The sequence below is a fragment of the Bacillus sp. SN1 genome (assembly GCF_002796895.1).
GTDB classification, from domain to species: domain Bacteria; phylum Bacillota; class Bacilli; order Bacillales; family Bacillaceae; genus Bacillus; species Bacillus inaquosorum.
On record NZ_PHIE01000004.1, the window covers coordinates 33,654 to 53,181 of the forward strand.

A 19,528-nucleotide genomic window follows, 5' to 3' on the forward strand; every position below is an offset into this window, starting at 1 on the left:
GATGGGCATTACATCCGTATTAACGAAAGAAAATGTAAAAAAGAAAGATACAGATATTGATGTTCAAGAAAGTGATCTTAACGTTTTAATTACATCCGCCAGCCGAGTGATTGCGCCACTTTGGCCTATTTCTACCTTTGCTGCACGTAATCCGTGGATGGGGCTTGAAAACCAATCTTTTGATCAGGTTGCAGGTTGGTTGAAAAACACTCGGGATGTTGATATATACCCTAGTGCATCTATGATCCGTTCAGCAAAGAATAAAGGTGAGATTGATGAAGATTTTGTGGAAATGGGGCTGCAGCGCTGGCTTGATTCACATTCCTTTAATATCCCACGGGACGTGGCAGAACGATTTTGTCATGCTGGATTACAATTAGATCCACTGCCTTCCGACCTTTTATCATCGCATAAGCTGGAGAAATTGGTGAATGAATGCAGTGGATTGGATCATATCGAGAGTTTTTATATGCAACCAATAAGTTCATATATAGAGAATCAAGATGGTGAAAGGTTAGTCAATATCCTAGATCATCATGTCATTAAGTGGAGTAAATTATATCTTGATGACTCTCAAGCAGGTTGGACAATGCCCAATCGTAAGGAAGGTTTCTATCGTGCCTGGCAGCATCTCATTCAGTATGATCCAGCACTTAGTAAAAAGCAGCGTGAAAGGTTAAAAGGTTGGCCGCAAGAGGCACACTTGGCTTTACAAGAAGCGTTATTCGCACTAGAAATCCCCGAATCAGAAATACAGACTTATCTTGAAGGTCATTTACTTTCCTTACCTGGATGGGCAGGGATGATGCTTTGGCGCTCCCAACAATCGAGCCATGAACATGCACTCCTGACAGATTATTTAGCGGTCCGAATATCCATGGAGTGGGCTCTTATAAAGCCATATTTACCTATTCATAATGAACGATTTGAGAATAAAATTTCAATTTCTCCCCTTATAACAGCTTGGATTCATTGGGGGGGACTTACATTAGAGGAATGGCCACAGATGTCGGCCGATAAACAAAACGAATATTTATCATTTGCCTACAGCTTTGATGAGAAACTTCGCAGGAAACTTTGGTTAGAAGCTTGGGAACAAACATACACTGATCGATTAAGTCAGAAGATCATCTCAAAACAACGTGAAACCAATGGTAAAAAATCTGCATTAGCTCAATTGGCATTCTGCATCGATGTACGATCAGAGCCTTTTCGTCGTCAACTAGAAAAAGAAGGTCCATTTGAAACGATTGGTATTGCTGGTTTCTTTGGGGTGCCGATTGCAACTTGTGAACTTGGCAGTAAACACAGTCATGCCTCCTTGCCGGTCATACAAAAACCGCAAAATACAATAAAAGAGTTTGCAGATGAAGATGTACTCGAAAAATACAACCAACGCACGCAAGCGGTTCATTCATTAAGCCATACATTTAAAAAGATGAAACAGAATGTACTTACGAGCTTGCTTCTGCCTGAGCTAAGCGGGCCTTGGCTTAGTCTGCAAATGGTAGCACGCAGCTTTGTGCCAAGAAAAACGGATCGTTTCATTCGTAATCTCCGTGAGACTTGGTTACGTAAACCTGATACAAAACTCTCGCTTCATCATGAGTATGACACAGAGGCAGAAATACCTGTAGGTTTTACTGAGGAAGAAAAAGTGAACCATGCCCGCCAAGCTCTAAAAATGATGGGATTAACAGAGAATTTCGCACCATTAGTCGTGATTTGCGGACATGGCAGCCAAAGTATCAATAACCCTTATGCGGCAGCTCTTGATTGTGGTGCCTGCGGTGGGGCGGCCGGTGGATTCAATGCAAGAGTTTTAGCTGCTTTATGTAATCTTCCAGAGGTAAGAGAAGTTCTTTTGACTGAAGGAATTAAAATTCCTGAGGATACGGTTTTTGCTGCCGCTGAACATAATACAACGGTGGATGAATTACATTGGCTTTATGTACCAGAGCTTTCTGAAGCTGCACAGGAAGCATTTGAACGTATCGAAGCTGTTATGCCGAAAGTGAAACATCATGCAAATGCAGAACGTCTAGCCCAATTACCGAATGTCCAATCGAAACTTAAAAATCCGAAGGCAGAGGCACACCGATTTGCGGAAGATTGGAGTGAGATACGTCCGGAATGGGGACTGGCTCGTAATGCCGCTTTTATTATCGGCCAACGTGAACTCACTCAGGATTGTGATTTGGAAGGAAGAGCCTTCCTTCATAATTATGATTGGAAGCAGGACGAAAGCGGTGAACTCCTAGCAAATATTATTGCAGGACCTGGAACTGTGGCCCAATGGATTAATTTACAATATTACGCATCAACGGTAGCACCTCATTATTATGGCAGCGGAAATAAAGCAACTCAAACCGTTACTGCAGGTCTCGGAGTTATGCAGGGGAATGCAAGTGACTTGTTAGCCGGACTGCCTTGGCAATCCGTCATGCAATCAGATTATGAGGCTTATCATTCTCCTCTTCGTTTGTTAATTGTCATCCAAGCACCTAGAGAATATGTAGAACGGTTATTAAATAATGACTCAGTATTTCTGCAAAAAGTTCAAAATGGATGGGTTCGACTGGCTAGTATTGATCCAGAGGGATGCTGGGAAAGCTGGTAATTATGAATCTAAACATTATCAAATGGATTTGTTACTCAATATAAAAATGAAAAACATAAAGAAGAGGTGTGCTATATGAATGGAAATCAAAATAAAAAAGTATTATTTTTGACGGACATTGAAAACGGCTTGGAGCCTATTTTACAAGAAGTGACTAACACTCCAGCAGAAAATATGCTGACAATACAAAGCTATGGTGCCGGTATCTCACATCCTTATGGAGAAATCATGAGGTCTGTTATTTTTGCGATTTACCAGGAAGATGTTGAGGAGGTTTTTGTGGTAGGAACAAAAGATAAGAGGACTTCCACAGGTAATGGACTAACTCAACTGGAAACAATGAAGGATAAAATACAAACATTGAATTATCTATTTCAAAACTGCAGGCCTGAATTTTTAGGTGGTACGGTCGATGAATGGCTAAATGAAAATAGTACTAGTGTTGAAAAAAGTGTTGATATCATTCGTCAGCATCCACTAGTGCCGTCATATGTGAAAGTTAGAGGTTTGCTCGTTCATCATAAGGATGGAAAAGCCTCAATTGTGGAGGTTCCTGATGTTAAAACAGGTCAAGCCCTACCTGATCATTGCTTGTCATGATGAAATGAAGGTTCAGCTTCTAAACGCACCCATCTATGGAGAAAGAAGCAGTTCTAAGGAGATTGTATGAACGCTAATTTAACTGATTTTGTAACGAAAACAATAGAGGAAATGAGCTCGTTTGATCGAGAAAATATGGAATGTATGAAAAAAGTAATTAGAAAAGCAATTGATTTTTATCATTTAAAATCTTATGAAGAGGTTGAGGAAACCCATTTAGGAAGCGTTCGATTTTTGCATGTCCACTCTATGATGGAAGAAAATATGTTATCCAAAATGATAGTGGTCTCAAGAAACGGTAAAACTGATTTGGATATTGAGGGTGTATATGAAGGACATGTTGTAAGAGAATATTAATGAGACGAAATAACTAATAGAATATGCCAATTTTTTTGCCAGGAGATGTGTTATATATGAAAAAAACGAGAGGTTCTATTGAATCAGAGATCAGTAAGTCCATTACTCAATGGGAGAAGGATTATCTTGGGCGTGGGTCTGTATCTGTTAAAACTGATATACTGCGGGATATGATCATCGTTAATTTAAAAGGAATTTTAACACCAGCTGAATATGCAGTTTGTGGTTCAAAAGAAGGGATGTTATCTATCAAACAAACTCGTTCGGAGTTAGTTGAATCGGGAATCGAAGGTCTTAAGGATATTATCCTAACAATAACCGGAGAAGAAGTGAGAAGTTTTCATACTGATTTAAGCTCTAGGACGGGTGAACGAGTGATGGTATTTAAATTATGTAATGATTTAGAGAAAAATCTTTTAATATAAAGAATTAAATGTTTGTCAAAGAGGTTGGAAGCTGATTGAACATAATCAACTTCCGCTTCTTTTTTTAGAGTTATGCCATCATTGTTTTAATTCACAATCTAAGCGGACGCCAAAATTACAAAGCCGCTGCCGGATTCCCCCCAAAGAGTACAATGACATGATTATGAGGCCGATAATAATTTAAGCGGGGAAAAAAGTCTTGAGTTTTTGATTATGCTGTCTTCAGTTCCATTTCATGAATTAGTCAGAAATAAACCTTTAAGGATGAATATCTATAAAAAGAAGCCAAGCATCAAAAATTTTTTGAAAATCGAATTGACATATCGGAATATAACGATATAATAATTGTCATGGAACCAATTGAAGTATTCAAAGCCTTATCAAATGAATCAAGGCTGCAAATTTTACAATGGCTGAAGGAGCCTGATCGTCATTTTGCACCCCATGAAGGGATTGATATGAACACAATCGGGGTATGTGTCAGTCAAATAACAGACAAATTGAAAATGACGCAATCGACGGCTTCCCAATATCTCACCATCCTTTTAAGAGCCGGCCTGATTAAGGCGGAACGAATCGGAAAGTACACTTATTACAAAAGAGATGAAGAAGCCATTGGGAAACTTGCTGATTTTCTTAAAACAGAGATATAAAAATAAACATCAAAAGATGTTTATTTTTACGCCATACATATCGACATATTGTGATATGTTTATTTTATTAAATTAACATATCGATATTTCGTGATATGTTGTTTTATTAATGATTAAGGAGTGAATGTTTTATGTCTAACACTTGGAAAATTTACATTTTAGCCATTGTCAGCTTTTTAGTAGGAACCTCAGAGTACATCATTTCCGGTATTTTGGATCACATTGCTCATACACTCGGGATAACTTTGGCTGCCGCGGGCCAGCTTATTACGATCTTTTCACTTGTATATGCTCTTTCCACACCCATACTTATGGCATTGACAGCAAGTATGGATAGACGCAGATTGATGATGTATGCCCTCGGTTTGTTTGTGTTTGGCAATGTCCTGGCTTTTGTACTGCCTGGTTATGGATGGTTTATTGCTGCTCGGATCATTATGGCGATGGGAGCAGGTATGGTTGTTGTCACCGCATTAACGATTGCCGCTAAGATTGCATCGGAAGGGAAGCAAGGCAGTGCCATCGCTACTGTCGTTATGGGATTTACCGCTTCTTTAATCATTGGTGTTCCGCTTGGAAGAATGATAGCAGTAGCATTAGGCTGGAAGTCTGTATTTGGTGCAATTGCTTTGTTAGGATTGATCGCAATGGCCGTTATATTCTTTACTCTTCCGCATACTGAAGGGGATAAGCCTGTACCTTTGGTTCAACAGCTTGCTCTTTTCAAAAAACGGAAAGTGGCGATGGGATTATCAATCACTTTCTTCTGGCTCGGGGGATATTCTGTTGCTTATACCTATCTGTCACCGTATCTCTTGAACATTTCAGGAATAAGCGGCAAGCTGCTTAGCGGTGTTTTGCTTATATTTGGAATTGCCAGTTTGGTTGGATCGAAGTTTGGGGGATATAGCACCGATAAATGGGGAGTCCCTTTTACACTCGTCGGCGGGATGACATTGCATATCGTCACACTGGTTGGGCTGTCATTTGTCACTCATTCCTTTATCGGTGTGTTGGTGATTCTCATATTATGGTCGTTTGCCGCATGGTCTACCGGTCCGACACAGCAATTTCATCTAGCTACAATAGAACCCGAAATGTCAGGTGTTTTGCTCAGTATTAATCAGTCCATGATGCAACTCGCTATGGCAGTCGGCGCAGGGATAGGGGGCGTTTTTGTAGAAAACGTATCATTGGCTTCGATTACTTGGATTGGTGCGTTAGGGGTTATGATTGCCATTATTGCATCATTGATGATTTTCAATTCGCAACCGAAACAAGCGCTAAAAGATATCAATCAATAATACACTGCTTTGTTTTAGTTCTTAAAATTCAATTGCCCTAATATATATTAGATTATAGTTACCAGTCCATGTAGAGCCGTCCTTTTTAGATCGTTAGGAATTTTTTGATTCTATAAGATGAGATGAATTTAATGAATAAGACCTCTTTGGTTAACTGACCAAAGGGGTCTTTTGTGTCAGTGCTCAGCAGATGCGAGATAACATTAAAAAAGGCGGCGGAGTTTCTTATAATGGGATCTCACAGGATTATTTACAGTGTTTGTAGTATTTAAATGTTAATTGGAAGATAATGCACTTTCCAGTATATCCTTATGGAATACGCTGAGTGTTTATTATCAAACGAGAGAGGGGGCCCTTTTATGAAATCAAATGGTGATGAATTGTCGTTATCTGTTCAGAATTTAGCGAATACAAATGAGATCACAATTGTTCAAGCGATAAGGGAGCTAAAGAGATCAGGAAAAGATGCGATACCTGTTTTGGTTGAGGCTTTAAGAGAGGAAGGCTCTTTGCGTAATATTGCTGCGGCTGTTTTAGGTGAGTTTGGCGAAGATGCGAGTGAAGCAGCGGAGGAGCTATCACGTTTATTAACAAGTCATGCCGAAGATACACGAATGGCTGCAGCCATTTCACTCATGAGAATCGGGAAGCCCAGTCTGCCCTTTGTCATCAAAATCGCTCAAGAAAGTGAAGGGCAATCACGTTTTTGGGCATCCTGGTGTATTGCATGGATCGATCCGGCTTGCATTGAACCGAAGATGTATGAATGCCTGAAGCACGAGCATGAACATCCTTCAGGAATAGTTGCTCCGTTTGCGGCTGAAGAGGCATTAGGAAAACTGATTGCTTTTCAGCTGAAAGATAAGGAGGATTGAAGGTAGGGTAGTAGATATAGAGGTTTGGTATCGCTAAGCAGATGACACCTTCATGGGATTTTCGGTAAAAAATAAGAATGGACGAGAGTTTCTTATTGGCGGTTATCGGCAGCCTTCTCAAGGAGAAAGATATTGAGGAGGCTACCGCTTATTTCTTATCTGTCTAATTGCCATAAATAAGTTTAATCTTTCACAGACTGGACAATACATTCCTTAATCAGCTTCCACCTGTCACGAGCATTCATAGTGAATTCTGATGCGATCGCTACGATTAGGTCTTTCTCCGGAACACAGCAAATCACGTTCCCGCCATCGCCCAGTGCTGAGTATGAGAAAACGCCGTCCTCATCACGCAGCCACCATAGATAACCGTAGTTATTGGGATTCATTGCTGTTGATTCGTCAATCCATGATCTCGGAATGATCTGTTGATTGTTCCAAGTACCATGATTCAAATATAGATAACCAAAACGAGCCATATCCCGTGGGGTCAGCGTAAGTCCCCATCCTCCGGTTGAGTTGCCGTCCGGGTCATTTACCCATCCCTTCACGTTTTTCCCGAACAAATCATCAAAGCCAAATGATTTCATTTCATAATAGGGAATTTCTTTCATGCCAAGCGGTTTAAACAAGTGATCGTTGGCAAACTCGCGGGCGCTTTTGCCTGTGCTACGGGTGATGATGGCTGATAGCAGGTGTGCACCTGCGGTGGAGTATTTAAAAGTGCCGATTGTGCCTCCTTGGCCCAGCATATCCAGCGTATAGGTGATCCAATCAGGCTGTATGCACATCTTGTCGAGTGGTTCGTGCCAGTCTTCAAATGGATAGGGAGCTGTCATCGTGAGAAGGTGGCGTATGGTGATGGCTTGTATTTGTTTATTAGGAGTATCTGGGAAAAAGTCCAGAACGTTTTGGTCGACACTTTTGATGTATCCTGCATGTATTGCAATCCCAATGAGGGCCGACATGATACTTTTGGTTACTGATGCTACATGATGCGTATCGTCGGGTCCATATTGATGAGAATAGCGCTCATAAGCGATGTATCCATTTCTCACAACCACGATACCATTTATATTGCTGTATTCGGATTTTATTTTAGGGTCAAGCTCAGACAGTTTGTCGGCGTCTATCCCCAAGGCTGCCGGGTCTGCAGTTGGCCAGTCGTTTCTTTGCATGACGTTACCTCTCTTTTTTCTTTATTGGAAAATACACTTCAGTCACAATATCCTCTGGCACACCAGCTTGGTGGTGATCGGTTGCATACACTTCATAGGGTGATTGCGCCAATTCATAGCCTTCACCTTCGACCCATTCTCTCAGCTTAGCGTATACGGTTGTTAATTCTGCATATGGTCCCTTCCAAACAGACTTTGCGCAAAGACCTCCGCGTAAATCTCTTGTCCCCCTTACCGTCTCCTCTATTGGAATCGCAAACTCTGTATCATTGCCGGCAGGGTTGTACTCAGGGCTGTGATAAATGGTCATGGGCGTGCCGAGCAAGGTAAGTTTATCAACAGCAATTCTTTCATATAGCCTGCTAAAATACTTCTCAATTCTCATATCCTAAGGCGTAGTCATCACTGCTCAGCATTTGGCGTATATAAAGAATGTTCATTGGCTGGGTTTCGGCAAGCATTACTTCTATATCGTCAAACCATGACATCATTGGTTTGCCCTTCTCTGCACGCAGAATGTCTTGGTTCATTTGTGTAAGTGTATATTCATAAGCATTAATCTTTCCCTGTACTTCTTGTTTTTGTCGCTGAAGGGCGAAACCAAGCATCTCTTCTGCCTGATCCTCTTCTACATCGAGAATGGTTTTGATTTCTTCCAGAGAAAAATGATACGACTTTAAACGGTTAATCAAGAGCATTTCTTTCAACTGCCTGATAGAATAATATCGATATCCATTTTCAGGGTTAATGTCTTCGGGGTGGATTAATCCGATTTCATCATAGTATCGCAGTGTTTTTGTTGATACTTTGCATATCTTTGAAAATTCACCGATCGATAGCAAACGATCACCTCCATGCTCCAAATGTACACCTTTCCGTAAGGGCAAAGTCAAATGTCTAAATAAAATCGTTCTAAAATTAATCAGAAATTTATTTTTATGTCGTATCCTTTCCGTATCACGTGAAAGGAGCATCATATGAAAACTTTATGGAAAGTCTTAAAAATCTTTTTTGGCAGCTTAGCTGCTTTGGTTTTGCTTGTATCCGTCTCCGTTTTTGTTTACCACCATTATCAATTAAATAAGGAAGCATCGCTCTTTCAAGAAAAAGGCACAGTAGTCGATGTTGACGGTAAAAAGATGAACGTGTATCAAGAGGGAAGCGGGAAGGATACGTTTGTGTTTATGGCCGGTTCGGGGATTGCTGCGCCTGCTTATGAGATGAAAGGTTTGTACAGCAAGTTTTCAAAAGAAAACAAGATTGCTGTCGTTGATCGGGCTGGTTATGGATACAGTGATGTGTCTAATGATGACAGAGATATTGACACGGTTCTGGAACAGACGAGGAAAGCGCTTATGAAAAGCGGAAATAAGCCTCCTTATATTTTAATGCCTCATTCCATATCCGGGATTGAAGCGATGTATTGGGCGCAGAAATATCCTAAGGAAATTAAGGCGATTATTGCGATGGATATTGGATTGCCTCAGCAGTATGTCACGTATAAATTGAGCGGGATTGACAGACTGAAAGTGAGAGGGTTCCATCTGTTAACGTCGATTGGTTTTCATCGGTTTATGTCCTCCGCAGTATATAATCCTGAGGTGATTCGGCAGTCGTTTTTAACCGATGAAGAAAAAGAAATCTATAAAGCCATTAATTTTAAGCAATTTTTTAATGCAGATATGGAGCATGAGCTTTTACAGTCTTACCAAAACGGCAGGAAATCTGTGAATCTGCCGGCGCCAAAAGAAACTCCCGTCTTGATTTTAGATGCGGTCTCTGACCAAAATAGACATTCAAAGTACGCCATACAAAACCGAAAAGATTATGAAGCGTTTGCGGCTCAATTTAATACAGCTGATATAAAGGAACTGAGGGGAACACACAGTATTTATTTATATCAGCCTGATCAAATATATAAACTTTCCATGGAGTTTATGAGAAAGGTTCGCTAGGATGAAGGGTTATCATATTTTAATCGTTGAAGACGATGTGATGATTGGTGATTTGCTGCAAAAGATTTTGCAGCGTGAGGGTTATCATGTGATGTGGAAAACAGATGGAGCGGATGTACTTTCGGTAATTCAGAAGGTGGATTTGGTCATTATGGATGTGATGCTGCCGGGTGAAGACGGATATCAAATGTCTGCAAAAATCAAAAAGCTGGGGCTGCGCATTCCGGTCATTTTTCTCTCGGCCCGCAATGACATGGACAGCAAGCTTCAAGGTTTGCAGATCGGTGAGGATTATATGGTAAAGCCCTTTGATCCGAGAGAGCTGCTATTAAGAATGAAGAATATGCTTGAGCATCATTATGGCACCTTTACGCAAATCAGACATTTGTATATTGATGCGGAAACCAAAAAAGTGTTCAATGAAAGCCTGCATGATGAGGTGTTGTTTACTGCGATTGAGCGGAAAATTTTCTTTTATTTATATGAAAATAGAGACAGTACCCTGACAAAGGAACATTTCTTTGAATATCTATGGCAGCTCGAAGACAGAAATCCGAATATCGTCAATGTGCACATTAAAAAAATCAGAGCCAAAATCAATGATCAAGTAGGTGAGATTATTGAAAATATATATGGAGAAGGGTATCGGCTGAATACCGTTGTGAAGAAATGAAGCTAAAGACAAAATATCAGCTGTTATTATGTACGGCCGTTATTAGTGTTCCGGTGCTATTGCTGGCGGTTAGTATTTTGATGTCTGTAATTTATGACAGCATGTTTAAACCGATGAATCATGGTATGCCTTTTCACAGGTCTTTTGCGTATCCGGCAATGCTCGTTGTATTTTTGTTATCACTCTTATTGTTAGCTTTTTTATTTTCAAGGTCGATTCATTCCCTGCTCCATAAAATCAACCTATTAAATCAAACCATTCGGCATCTGGCGAGTGATCAAAAGGTGCCCGATAAAATAGAAGTGAAACGCGCTGATGAAATCGGGGAACTGACTAAATCGGTCAATTTGTTAATTGAACGGACGACATACCGTGAACTGGAATTGAGACAGCAGGAGGAAATCAAAAAGGAACTTTTGCAAAAACTGCGTCATGACATTAATACACCTTTAACCGCTCTCAGGCTGCAGTTATTTTATTTGGAAGGCCAATGTCATGATCAGGCCGTATTCGAATCGTTGTATCAGCAAATCGAATATATCTCGGAATTAACCAATGAATTCAATTTATATTCCGCTGAAACGTTAGAAAGTTCTTATATCGTAAATGAAGAAGTGTACCTAAACGAGCTATTAGAAACAGCGGTGAAAAAGTGGGATTATTTATACAGTATGAATGGGATTGAATTGCACTATAAGCCAACAGATCAAGATGTGATATGGATGAGCAACGCGTTATGGATGCAAAGGCTGTTCGATAATATTTTTCAAAATACGTTAAAGCATTCAAAAGCTGAAAAGATGGAAGTTACGATCGAACATGGCACTGTTTCTATTCGGGATGACGGTATTGGATTTGATCAGAATGAGAACAGTGAGGGGCTTGGGTTAAAGATTATTGAGGATATATGCAGACTGCTTGCGATTACTTATGAGCTGCAGACAAATGAGAATGGAACGCGGTTCTTGTTTTCAAAAGAGTGGCCCCGCTGATGTTTTTCTTTCTCCCATAAAATATATATAATAGGAAGAAAGAAATGAGGTGATCAGCATATGTTTAAAAAAATCATCAAAACGATCAAGTACCTCTCAGGCAGCTCTAGTGACCGATATCGCAGACACCGGCATTACAGCAGCAGCCGGCGCAGACATTACCGCAGCTACAGCAGCAGCTCAGGCAAAAGAAGACACTACGACCGTTATGGCGGCAGTCATCGTTACAAACGCCGGAGCTACAGCAGCAGTTAATCCAAAAAAAGTTCTTGTTCCGCTTTTGGGACAAGGGTTTTTTTATGTGACCGATTGAATGGCGCGGTTTAAATCTTCGCGAATAAAAGCGGTGTGCTGATACTCTTCATCAATGCCCAATAATTTTTTCAGCAGCAGGGTTACTTCTTTTGTGAGCGTTAATTCCTCCATCCAGGTGCCGTTTTTCTTCTTTTTTCCTTTATATTGAGAATATAGCAGGAACAACAGCGTTTCTCCAAGATCGAAGAAGTCATCCTGTTTCCTCACCTTTACTTCCTCCGTTTCTTCAGGAGTCAATTGTTTGGCAAGGCCGAAATCGATGAGGCAGAGCCTACCGTCATTGATGATGATATTAGGCGTTCTGATGTCGCTATGAAATATCAGGCGTTCATGCAGGTATTCTACAATCTCAAGGAGCTGTGAAATCAGCTGTAACGCCATGAGCTCTGTAAATGGCTGTTTTCGAAAAAATAGTAATTCTTCTATGTTATCTCCCTCAATGAACTGCATGACATAATAAGCTTGTCCGTCAATGATGAAATCTTCTATGAAGGCCGGGATTTGCGGGTGGTGCATGCTTTTGAGCAGTTTCATTTCCTGCTGGAACCGGACTCTTTCTTTTTCCTTTTTCGCTTTTGTCGGCCGCAGCTGTTTTAAGACATAAGAGGTTTGAGTATGGACATCAGTGCACAAATAAACCAACCCATAGCCGCCCATGCCGAGGCATTCTTCGATTCTGTATTGATGATTTAGAATAACGCCGTCCTTTAGAGGACGGTCAAAAAGGAGCTTTTTTAGCTGTTTTAATGCCATGTCTGCACTTCCCTTGATTGTACTGACTATAGTTTATCAAAACGATTGCCTTCTAGGCTAAAAATAAAAAAGAGCCGGATAACCGGCTCGGTATAAGTTAAAACTGCTTGGTGACATCGTATTGATAATCTATTTTTGCTTTTACATTACTCATCGTCGATTTAGCAGTTGCTAGTGTATTATATTTAAAACTCCATACCTTTGCTACACTGAGTTGATCTGACAAGGATATATCATAAGACCCTGAAGTCGAGCTATTCACAAGAGCACGGCGCCATTCGTTGTTTTCACTCGTCATGATGAAGTGGCGTGTATTTCCCTGGCTTGGTGTTTGAGTGGCGGTTGTTTGTACTCTGGTTACGATGGCATCGCGCGGTATTCCAGATTGATTTGTTAAATCAATCTTGATCACGCTGGAGTCAGAACCTGAGGGACTAAGGCTTGTGTTCCCTTTATTTTCAGCAACGCCGCTGAACTGGAACGTTCCGCTGCCGGATTTGATTCGGTCTTCAATTGAAAGTGTGAAATACATGTTCCCGGTATAGGTGCCGCGTGACACTTTCACATAGAAGGTATCCGTCGTGTTTTGAGCGTCAGCATTGGCATAGATAAATGAAGAAAAAGTGTCAGGGTTAATGACTTCTGTACCTTGTGAAACAGGTACTCTGTTCTTATCGTAAATTTCAATTTTCATCCCTGTGTACGCGCTCTGATACGTACTTCTCACGTATACTTTTTCTCCCTTATTAGCTGTAAAAGTGAAATAGGCTTCATCTTGTCCGGCTTCCAGTATCGTTGTATCGATATTCTTATATTTCCAATATCCGATGGGTGCTGCGGTATCAAATGAATTGTTTCCTGTAATAGCAGTGACTCCGGCAGCTGATGCCGAATAAGTAAAGGTGAATAAGACAGACAGCATAATAGCGAATGAAATGAGCCATTTTTTCGTCATGCAAACAACCTCCTTTTATTTCCATCATACATATTAACGTTTCATGTGTAAATAAATGTTTTTTGAGGTTAATATATACATTGAATTGCCGATAAAAAAGGGTAAGAGAGAATTGTTCAGGAGGGAATCCAATGCGTCTGAATCGGCAATTTATCCGCACCCAGCTGATGGCACAGAACATATTGAATAGGAATGCGGCTGCTAAACGCGAGAATACGTCTGAAAATACAGCGGCGGTGCTGGAAAAGGCATACAGCAGGCTTGAGTCACGATCTTCAAATGAGGGAATCAACCAGTTCAATTATTCTAAAACCAGTGTGGCGGGAAACGGCGGGACTTTCAGCAAAGTGTATCAATCAGCGAATGATCAAACAGTGACAGACACAGGGGAAGAAACAGTGATTCAATCCCAAAACCCCTATGAATCTGAGAGTGATATTAGAATCAAAATACTAGATGAAAAATACAGCAGGATGAATGCGATTAACAAAACAAAGTCTGATCCATTAGGCTATATTAAGGATAAGTACCAAAATTCAAAGTCGCCTTATTTCAGAAGTGATCTGTCAGCTGCAGAAAGACAGGCCGCTTACGATAATGAAACAGAATGGCTATTCAAAGGGAAGGCGCAAAACTATAACCTGCAGGATGCTGCGTTTCGCAATGTCACGTTTAATGGAGAAGTGGAAGCTGAGAATGCAAAGGTATATCAACGAAGCCAGGTTAACCAACAGCTGCAAGTGCTGTTGAACCGAAACCATATTCACATTCCGCAGGGGATAGAGCTGACGTTTACGATTACGCCGATTGACTATAAGGTACAGGTGAGCGGGACAGACGATCAGGCACTGATTGAGCAAATTGAGCAAGTGCTGCAATCTGGAGACAACAGCAAAGAGCTATTTTTACATATCATGAAAAGCCAAAGCAGTGATTCAACACAATTTTCCGAAGAGGCATATAAAAAGTATCAGGCTGCTCGTGAGATGTATGAAGTCACAGGCTATCATTTGAAGGATTTAGAAGTGATTGACGGACGGTATGTAACGCCTGATGGACATGACTTATTAGACGTATATAAAGAAGAGCTTGAAAAAAATCCTCTGCAAAAACAAACGGCTTCTTATGCTATATCTCACTACCGTTTAGAGCTCAGTAAAATTGCGGAAGCCGGGTATGATACCATTCCTGATTTCATCCTATCAATTCATTACAGCAATGGATCTTTAAGAGATGTGGGGCAAAGCAAGGGCTATGGCACCGGAGATACCGGGTGGCTTGAGACATTAAAGCACCAAAAGGGTGTGAATTATTAGAAAGCTGTTCATTGTGAACAGCTTATTTTTTATGAGAATCAATAGAGGAAATATAATTTTAATATTTAAACAATTTAATTATATTCATATAAAAGATTTTAATCAAAGTTCTTATTAAAAACTCTGAATAAAAGTGTTTACCTCAAAAAAACAATTGTATTTTCCAGAGAAATTTATTATGATGAAATAAGTAATTTTGGAGATTATATAACAATTTTAAGTTTGAATTTTCTGATTGTTATAACTGATTGATGAGAAGGCAAGCAGGCATGCTGTTTTATCATTTTCGAGTATTTTGTTAAGAGGAGGAAGAGGAGTGGCAAATAAAGAATTAAAGAGGGGCCTTGGCGCGCGTCATATTCAGATGATCGCCTTAGGCGGTACGATCGGTGTTGGGTTGTTTATGGGTTCTGCCAGCACGATTTCATGGACTGGCCCGTCTGTCCTTCTGGCTTATGCAATATGCGGAATTTTTATCTTTTTTATTATGCGTGCGATGGGTGAAATGCTTTATGTCGAGCCAAGCACGGGTTCTTTTGCGACATTCGGCCATCAATATATTCATCCGCTGGCAGGTTATATAACAGCTTGGAGCAACTGGTTCCAGTGGATTATCGTCGGCATGTCAGAAATTATCGCTGTCGGTTCTTATATGAAGTATTGGTTCCCGGATTTGCCTGCTTGGATACCTGGTATCGTGGCAATGGTGATTCTTGGTGCGGCGAACTTAATTTCTGTTAAGTCATTTGGCGAATTTGAGTTTTGGTTTGCAATGATTAAAATCGTGACGATTATCTTGATGATTATTGCGGGAGTCGGGATTATTTTCTTCGGGTTTGGCAACGGCGGAGATGCGATCGGATTGTCGAACTTGTGGTCTCACGGGGGCTTCTTTGCGGGCGGTTTCTCAGGTTTCTTCTTTGCGCTGTCTCTCGTCATTGCGGCCTATCAAGGAGTTGAGCTGATCGGGATTACAGCCGGTGAAGCGAAGGACCCGCAAAACACGCTAAGAAGCGCGATTCAAAGTATTATCTGGCGTATTTTGATTTTCTATATTGGCGCTATCTTTGTGATCGTGACAGTTTATCCTTGGAATGAGCTCAATTCACTTGGAAGCCCGTTCGTGTCTACGTTCGCGAAAATCGGAATTACGGCAGCCGCCGGCATTATTAACTTTGTTGTGATTACAGCGGCAATGTCTGGCTGTAACAGCGGTATTTTCAGTGCGGGCCGTATGCTTTATACATTAGGCGTCAATGGACAAGCGCCGAAATTCTTTAAGAAGATTTCACGCAACGGTGTGCCGCTGTATGGCACAATTGCGGTACTGATCGGTTTGGCTGTCGGTGTTGTGCTGAACTATATTGCGCCGCCGAAGATCTTTGTATATGTATACAGCGCAAGCGTGCTGCCTGGCATGATTCCTTGGTTTATCATTTTGATCAGCCACATCGGATTCAGAAAAGCGAAGGGCGCTGCATTAGATAAACATCCATTCAAAATGCCGTTTGCACCTTTCACAAACTATTTGACGATTGCTTTCTTGCTGATGGTTCTGGTCGGCATGTGGTTTAATGATGATACTCGTATTTCTCTGATTGTAGGCGTGATATTCTTAGCGATTGTGGTCATAAGTTATTATGTGTTTGGGATTGGCAAACGTGCACAGGCCAATTTGACAAAAAGCAGTCAAGCGGCTAAATAACCATAGAAAAAAGAGACATTCACGGATGTCTCTTTTTTTATTTTTGGCGTATGGATTTTCCCTATTTCAGCAAGCTATAGGGTAAAGATAGCAGAAGGAAAGGTGTTCAAAAATGGATGTTACACTCGGTTATTTGCGCGAATCACTTTCAAACCATCTTGAAAATGAAGTCTGCCAGCGGATTTGCAAGAAGATGCTGGCGAAGCGGTATGTGAATGAAGAGGAATTTGTAAAAGACTTAGATGACAATGAAATGTCTTTTTTGAACCATGTATTAGAGAAAGAAATTAAGTATGCCCAGAATGAACAGGATCAAAAACGGGCCAAGGAATTAAACGAGGTGTATGAATTACTGCTTTGAAAGGCGGGGTAGAAATGGGAGCAATTGAACGAAGCGGATATACATTTCAGCCGGAGTTTAGCGTCGTCCGTCAAAATGGAGCCATCCATGTATACCATCACGGAGAATTTGTGGAAGAAATCGAATTTGAATTTAACGGAGAATATCCGGATCATGATTTGATTGAAGAGCTAGTGAATCATTATTGTTTTGAGCATGAGATTTAGAGCCCTGCCTATTTGCGGGGCTCCTTCATTTAGGATGTGATCAGGCCATACTTTTTCAGGATATCCACTGTGATGTTTTTGGCTTTTGTGCCGGAATCATCAACATTGGTGACAAAAATATAAGAGCCATGCTCTGTTTTGATGAATCCGACAAACCAGCCTAATCCCATGTCTGTCAGGCGGGTTCCAGTTTTCCCGTAGAGCGTGTAGTGATCTCCTTCCTCTTGAATCATCATGCGCTTGACGGTTTTCATCACCGATTTGTCAAATGGAAGCTCCTCTTTAAAAAGTTTCTCCAAAAAGGCTTCTTGTTCCAACGGAGATATTGTCAGAGAGCTTTGCAGCCAAAACTGGTCGATTCCCCCGCTGATATCTTCGTTGCCGTATGACAGAGTATGAAGCCATGTTTTCATTCTTTCCTCGCCGATATCTCTCGCTAATGCCTGGTAATACCAGATTGCAGATTCACGCATCGCCGATCCTAGCGTATGGTCGCGGTTCCATGATTCGAATTCGCGCTTGACCCCGTCCCACCGTTTGACATCGTATTCATCCCGAACAGCTTTTACCTGCAAACCGATTAAGGCGTTCACGACCTTAAAGGTGGACTGCGGGGTTTGTCTTTTGTTTGCCCGTTCTCTGTTGTAGACAAAGGTCTTATCCTTTTGCACATCGTGAAGAATGAAGGTTCCATCCGTATCCTTGAATTCGTCATCGACATTCATTCGGCTGACATTCAGATGTTTTTCATAGGCAGACGTTGCTGCGTGGACGGAAAATCCGCCGATCCCTGCAATACTTAGCACCAGCACAACATATATCCACTTTTTCATTTTGTTCTCCCCTTTGTTTTGATCAACTACTTTTTCTCTATTTCTTCTGCTCTTCCTCTAAAAAGTTGCTCATAAAAACGCTTAAATTTGGTTTCGTAAACAAATACTGTTATTGGGTTTATGCTTGTAGGATTAAGTGAAAATAGAGGGTAAAAAGGAAGGCAGGGTAAGCGAATGAATGAGCAGATTCCGCATGACAAAAGTCTCGACAACAGCCTGACGCTGATGCAGGAAGGATATTTGTTTATTAAAAACAGAACAGAGCGCTATCAATCAGATCTGTTTCAGGCTCGTTTAATGGGAAAAACCTTTATATGCATGACCGGTGCTGAGGCCGCGAAGGTGTTTTATGATACTGAGCGGTTTCAGCGGCAGAACGCTGTGCCTAAGAGGGTGCAGAAAACGCTGTTTGGCGTAAATGCGATTCAGACGATGGATGGTACCGCACATATCCATCGGAAGATGCTTTTTCTATCATTAATGACACCGCTGCATCAAAAGCGGCTGGCTGAGCTGATGACAGAGGAGTGGGAAGCGGCAGTCACGAGATGGGAGAAGGCAGATCAGGTTGTGTTATTTGAAGAAGCAAAAGAAATTCTATGCCGGGTTGCGTGCTATTGGGCAGGTGTTCCGCTGAAGGAAACGGAAGTCAAAGAGCGGGCAGATGACTTCATTGATATGGTCGACGCGTTTGGTGCTGTGGGGCCGCGGCATTGGAAGGGAAGACGAGCAAGGCCGCGTGCGGAAGAGTGGATTGAAAGAATGATTGAAGATGTTCGTGCCGGCTTGCTGAAAACATCTGCCGGAACAGCACTGCATGAGATGGCTTTTCACACACAAGAAGATGGAAGCCAGCTGGATTCCCGAATGGCAGCCATTGAGCTGATGAATGTACTGAGGCCTATTGTTGCTATTTCTTACTTTCTTGTGTTTTCAGCTTTGGCGCTTCATGAACATCCGAAGTATAAGGAATGGCTGCGGTCTGGAAGCAGCCGGGAAAGAGAAATGTTTGTGCAGGAGGTCCGCAGATATTATCCGTTTGGCCCGTTTGTAGGGGCGCTTGTCAAAAAGGACTTTGAATGGAATAACTGTGAGTTTAAGAAGGGCACATCGGTACTGCTTGATGTTTATGGAACGAATCACGATCCTCGCTTATGGGATCATCCTGAAGAATTTCGGCCGGAGCGATTTGCGGAGCGGGAGGAAAATCCGTTTGATTTGATTCCTCAAGGCGGGGGGCACGCCGAGAAAGGCCATCGCTGTCCAGGGGAAGGCATTACAATTGAAGTCATGAAAGCGAGCCTGGATTTTCTCGTCAATCAGATTGAATACGACGTGCCGGAACAATCGCTGCATTACAGTCTTGCCAGAATGCCGTCATTGCCTGAAAGCGGTTTTGTGATGAGCGGCATTAGACGGAAGAGTTAAATCAAAAAAGCTCCCTTCTTTATG

20 protein-coding genes and 1 pseudogene are annotated in these 19,528 nt (G+C 41.4%); 16 read left to right on the forward strand and 5 right to left on the reverse strand.

Annotated features, from left to right (window positions below; genetic code table 11):
- The first annotated feature begins 1 nt into the window (after position 1).
- The 7 genes from CVV77_RS14405 to CVV77_RS14435 all read left to right on the forward strand — a co-directional run bounded on the left by CVV77_RS14405 (position 2) and on the right by CVV77_RS14435 (position 6,834).
- Positions 2 to 2,620: a DUF2309 domain-containing protein gene (locus CVV77_RS14405; protein ID WP_100275716.1), complete on the forward strand. Its 2,619-nt coding sequence runs from the start codon at positions 2 to 4 to the stop codon at positions 2,618 to 2,620.
- A 75-nt stretch (positions 2,621 to 2,695) separates the two neighbouring features.
- Positions 2,696 to 3,220 carry a carbonic anhydrase gene (locus CVV77_RS14410; protein ID WP_100275717.1) on the forward strand — a complete coding sequence of 175 codons (525 nt, stop codon included), beginning with the start codon at positions 2,696 to 2,698 and terminating at the stop codon, positions 3,218 to 3,220.
- 66 nt (positions 3,221 to 3,286) lie between these two features.
- A complete protein-coding gene (locus CVV77_RS14415; RefSeq protein WP_003241434.1) occupies positions 3,287 to 3,577 on the forward strand; it encodes a DUF6407 family protein in 291 nt (96 codons plus the stop codon).
- Between the two features lie 56 nt (positions 3,578 to 3,633).
- Positions 3,634 to 4,002: a Na-translocating system protein MpsC family protein gene (locus tag CVV77_RS14420; RefSeq protein WP_100275718.1), complete on the forward strand. Its 369-nt coding sequence runs from the start codon at positions 3,634 to 3,636 to the stop codon at positions 4,000 to 4,002.
- Between the two features lie 350 nt (positions 4,003 to 4,352).
- Positions 4,353 to 4,655: an ArsR/SmtB family transcription factor gene (locus CVV77_RS14425; RefSeq protein ID WP_003234907.1), complete on the forward strand. Its 303-nt coding sequence runs from the start codon at positions 4,353 to 4,355 to the stop codon at positions 4,653 to 4,655.
- A gap of 131 nt (positions 4,656 to 4,786) precedes the next feature.
- Positions 4,787 to 5,959, forward strand: coding sequence for an MFS transporter (locus CVV77_RS14430; RefSeq protein ID WP_100275719.1), 1,173 nt, complete (start codon positions 4,787 to 4,789; stop codon positions 5,957 to 5,959).
- Positions 5,960 to 6,318: 359 nt separating this feature from the next.
- Positions 6,319 to 6,834 (forward strand): HEAT repeat domain-containing protein, encoded by a 516-nt coding sequence (locus CVV77_RS14435; RefSeq protein WP_100275720.1) that lies wholly within the window; start codon positions 6,319 to 6,321, stop codon positions 6,832 to 6,834.
- Positions 6,835 to 7,016: 182 nt separating this feature from the next.
- On the opposite strand, the gene CVV77_RS14440 is transcribed toward CVV77_RS14435, so the two are convergent.
- Complete coding sequence (locus CVV77_RS14440; RefSeq protein ID WP_100275721.1) at positions 7,017 to 8,012, reverse strand: serine hydrolase domain-containing protein; 996 nt, start codon at positions 8,010 to 8,012, stop codon at positions 7,017 to 7,019.
- Positions 8,013 to 8,016: 4 nt separating this feature from the next.
- A pseudogene (locus CVV77_RS22600) lies at positions 8,017 to 8,854 on the reverse strand (MerR family transcriptional regulator).
- A gap of 135 nt (positions 8,855 to 8,989) precedes the next feature.
- Here CVV77_RS22600 and CVV77_RS14450 point away from each other — a divergent pair.
- Genes CVV77_RS14450 through CVV77_RS14465 form a run of 4 tightly spaced genes read left to right on the forward strand, consistent with a single transcriptional unit; the run spans position 8,990 to position 11,945 of the window.
- A complete protein-coding gene (locus CVV77_RS14450) occupies positions 8,990 to 9,967 on the forward strand; it encodes an alpha/beta fold hydrolase (protein WP_100275722.1) in 978 nt (325 codons plus the stop codon).
- Between the two features lies 1 nt (position 9,968).
- Positions 9,969 to 10,640, forward strand: coding sequence for a two-component system response regulator YbdJ (ybdJ, locus tag CVV77_RS14455; RefSeq protein WP_084993218.1), 672 nt, complete (start codon positions 9,969 to 9,971; stop codon positions 10,638 to 10,640).
- Positions 10,637 to 11,632, forward strand: coding sequence for a two-component system sensor histidine kinase YbdK (gene ybdK / locus CVV77_RS14460; protein ID WP_181280842.1), 996 nt, complete (start codon positions 10,637 to 10,639; stop codon positions 11,630 to 11,632). The genes ybdJ and ybdK overlap by 4 nt, the downstream gene beginning before the upstream one ends.
- Positions 11,633 to 11,681: 49 nt before the next feature.
- The gene (locus tag CVV77_RS14465) at positions 11,682 to 11,945 is read left to right on the forward strand and encodes a hypothetical protein (RefSeq protein WP_088111633.1); all 264 of its coding nucleotides are present in this window, start codon (positions 11,682 to 11,684) and stop codon (positions 11,943 to 11,945) included.
- Here CVV77_RS14465 and CVV77_RS14470 read toward each other — a convergent pair.
- Positions 11,930 to 12,700 carry a serine/threonine protein kinase gene (locus CVV77_RS14470; RefSeq protein WP_019257325.1) on the reverse strand — a complete coding sequence of 257 codons (771 nt, stop codon included), beginning with the start codon at positions 12,698 to 12,700 and terminating at the stop codon, positions 11,930 to 11,932. The two genes, CVV77_RS14465 and CVV77_RS14470, sit on opposite strands and share 16 nt — an antisense overlap.
- Positions 12,701 to 12,797: 97 nt before the next feature.
- On the reverse strand, positions 12,798 to 13,655 hold the full coding sequence (locus tag CVV77_RS14475) for a hypothetical protein (RefSeq protein ID WP_088111631.1): 858 nt from the start codon (positions 13,653 to 13,655) through the stop codon (positions 12,798 to 12,800).
- A 131-nt stretch (positions 13,656 to 13,786) separates the two neighbouring features.
- Between CVV77_RS14475 and CVV77_RS14480 the strand changes: the two genes are divergently transcribed.
- From CVV77_RS14480 to CVV77_RS14495, 4 genes are all read left to right on the forward strand, one after another.
- Positions 13,787 to 14,971 (forward strand): DUF4885 domain-containing protein, encoded by a 1,185-nt coding sequence (locus CVV77_RS14480; RefSeq protein ID WP_100275723.1) that lies wholly within the window; start codon positions 13,787 to 13,789, stop codon positions 14,969 to 14,971.
- 316 nt (positions 14,972 to 15,287) lie between these two features.
- Positions 15,288 to 16,676 carry an amino acid permease gene (locus CVV77_RS14485; RefSeq protein WP_100275724.1) on the forward strand — a complete coding sequence of 463 codons (1,389 nt, stop codon included), beginning with the start codon at positions 15,288 to 15,290 and terminating at the stop codon, positions 16,674 to 16,676.
- A gap of 112 nt (positions 16,677 to 16,788) precedes the next feature.
- Complete coding sequence (gene csgA, locus CVV77_RS14490; protein ID WP_003241413.1) at positions 16,789 to 17,037, forward strand: sigma-G-dependent sporulation-specific acid-soluble spore protein CsgA; 249 nt, start codon at positions 16,789 to 16,791, stop codon at positions 17,035 to 17,037.
- A 14-nt stretch (positions 17,038 to 17,051) separates the two neighbouring features.
- A complete protein-coding gene (locus tag CVV77_RS14495) occupies positions 17,052 to 17,243 on the forward strand; it encodes a DUF5370 family protein (RefSeq protein WP_029316749.1) in 192 nt (63 codons plus the stop codon).
- Positions 17,244 to 17,272: 29 nt separating this feature from the next.
- Here the strand turns inward: CVV77_RS14495 and blaOXA are convergent, their stop codons facing one another.
- Positions 17,273 to 18,076, reverse strand: a complete 804-nt coding sequence (blaOXA, locus tag CVV77_RS14500; protein WP_019257330.1) for a class D beta-lactamase — start codon at positions 18,074 to 18,076, stop codon at positions 17,273 to 17,275.
- Positions 18,077 to 18,250: 174 nt separating this feature from the next.
- Here blaOXA and cypC point away from each other — a divergent pair, with 174 nt between their 5' ends.
- Positions 18,251 to 19,504 (forward strand): CYP152 family fatty-acid peroxygenase CypC, encoded by a 1,254-nt coding sequence (gene cypC, locus CVV77_RS14505; RefSeq protein WP_100275725.1) that lies wholly within the window; start codon positions 18,251 to 18,253, stop codon positions 19,502 to 19,504.
- Positions 19,505 to 19,528 lie beyond the last annotated feature (24 nt).

Bases quoted from the DNA above. Each gene is read 5' to 3' on its own strand.
- CVV77_RS14480 (WP_100275723.1), top strand. From the start codon at position 13,787: ATGCGTCTGAATCGGCAATTTATCCGCACCCAGCTGATGGCACAGAAC.
- CVV77_RS14440 (WP_100275721.1), bottom strand. From the start codon at position 8,012: ATGCAAAGAAACGACTGGCCAACTGCAGACCCGGCAGCCTTGGGGATA.
- CVV77_RS14415 (WP_003241434.1), top strand. From the start codon at position 3,287: ATGAACGCTAATTTAACTGATTTTGTAACGAAAACAATAGAGGAAATG.
- CVV77_RS14420 (WP_100275718.1), top strand. From the start codon at position 3,634: ATGAAAAAAACGAGAGGTTCTATTGAATCAGAGATCAGTAAGTCCATT.
- blaOXA (WP_019257330.1), bottom strand. From the start codon at position 18,076: ATGAAAAAGTGGATATATGTTGTGCTGGTGCTAAGTATTGCAGGGATC.
- CVV77_RS14450 (WP_100275722.1), top strand. From the start codon at position 8,990: ATGAAAACTTTATGGAAAGTCTTAAAAATCTTTTTTGGCAGCTTAGCT.
- CVV77_RS14405 (WP_100275716.1), top strand. From the start codon at position 2: ATGGGCATTACATCCGTATTAACGAAAGAAAATGTAAAAAAGAAAGAT.
- cypC (WP_100275725.1), top strand. From the start codon at position 18,251: ATGAATGAGCAGATTCCGCATGACAAAAGTCTCGACAACAGCCTGACG.
- CVV77_RS14495 (WP_029316749.1), top strand. From the start codon at position 17,052: ATGGGAGCAATTGAACGAAGCGGATATACATTTCAGCCGGAGTTTAGC.
- CVV77_RS14475 (WP_088111631.1), bottom strand. From the start codon at position 13,655: ATGACGAAAAAATGGCTCATTTCATTCGCTATTATGCTGTCTGTCTTA.
- ybdK (WP_181280842.1), top strand. From the start codon at position 10,637: ATGAAGCTAAAGACAAAATATCAGCTGTTATTATGTACGGCCGTTATT.
- CVV77_RS14470 (WP_019257325.1), bottom strand. From the start codon at position 12,700: ATGGCATTAAAACAGCTAAAAAAGCTCCTTTTTGACCGTCCTCTAAAG.
- CVV77_RS14425 (WP_003234907.1), top strand. From the start codon at position 4,353: ATGGAACCAATTGAAGTATTCAAAGCCTTATCAAATGAATCAAGGCTG.
- CVV77_RS14435 (WP_100275720.1), top strand. From the start codon at position 6,319: ATGAAATCAAATGGTGATGAATTGTCGTTATCTGTTCAGAATTTAGCG.
- CVV77_RS14430 (WP_100275719.1), top strand. From the start codon at position 4,787: ATGTCTAACACTTGGAAAATTTACATTTTAGCCATTGTCAGCTTTTTA.
- csgA (WP_003241413.1), top strand. From the start codon at position 16,789: ATGGATGTTACACTCGGTTATTTGCGCGAATCACTTTCAAACCATCTT.
- CVV77_RS14410 (WP_100275717.1), top strand. From the start codon at position 2,696: ATGAATGGAAATCAAAATAAAAAAGTATTATTTTTGACGGACATTGAA.
- ybdJ (WP_084993218.1), top strand. From the start codon at position 9,969: ATGAAGGGTTATCATATTTTAATCGTTGAAGACGATGTGATGATTGGT.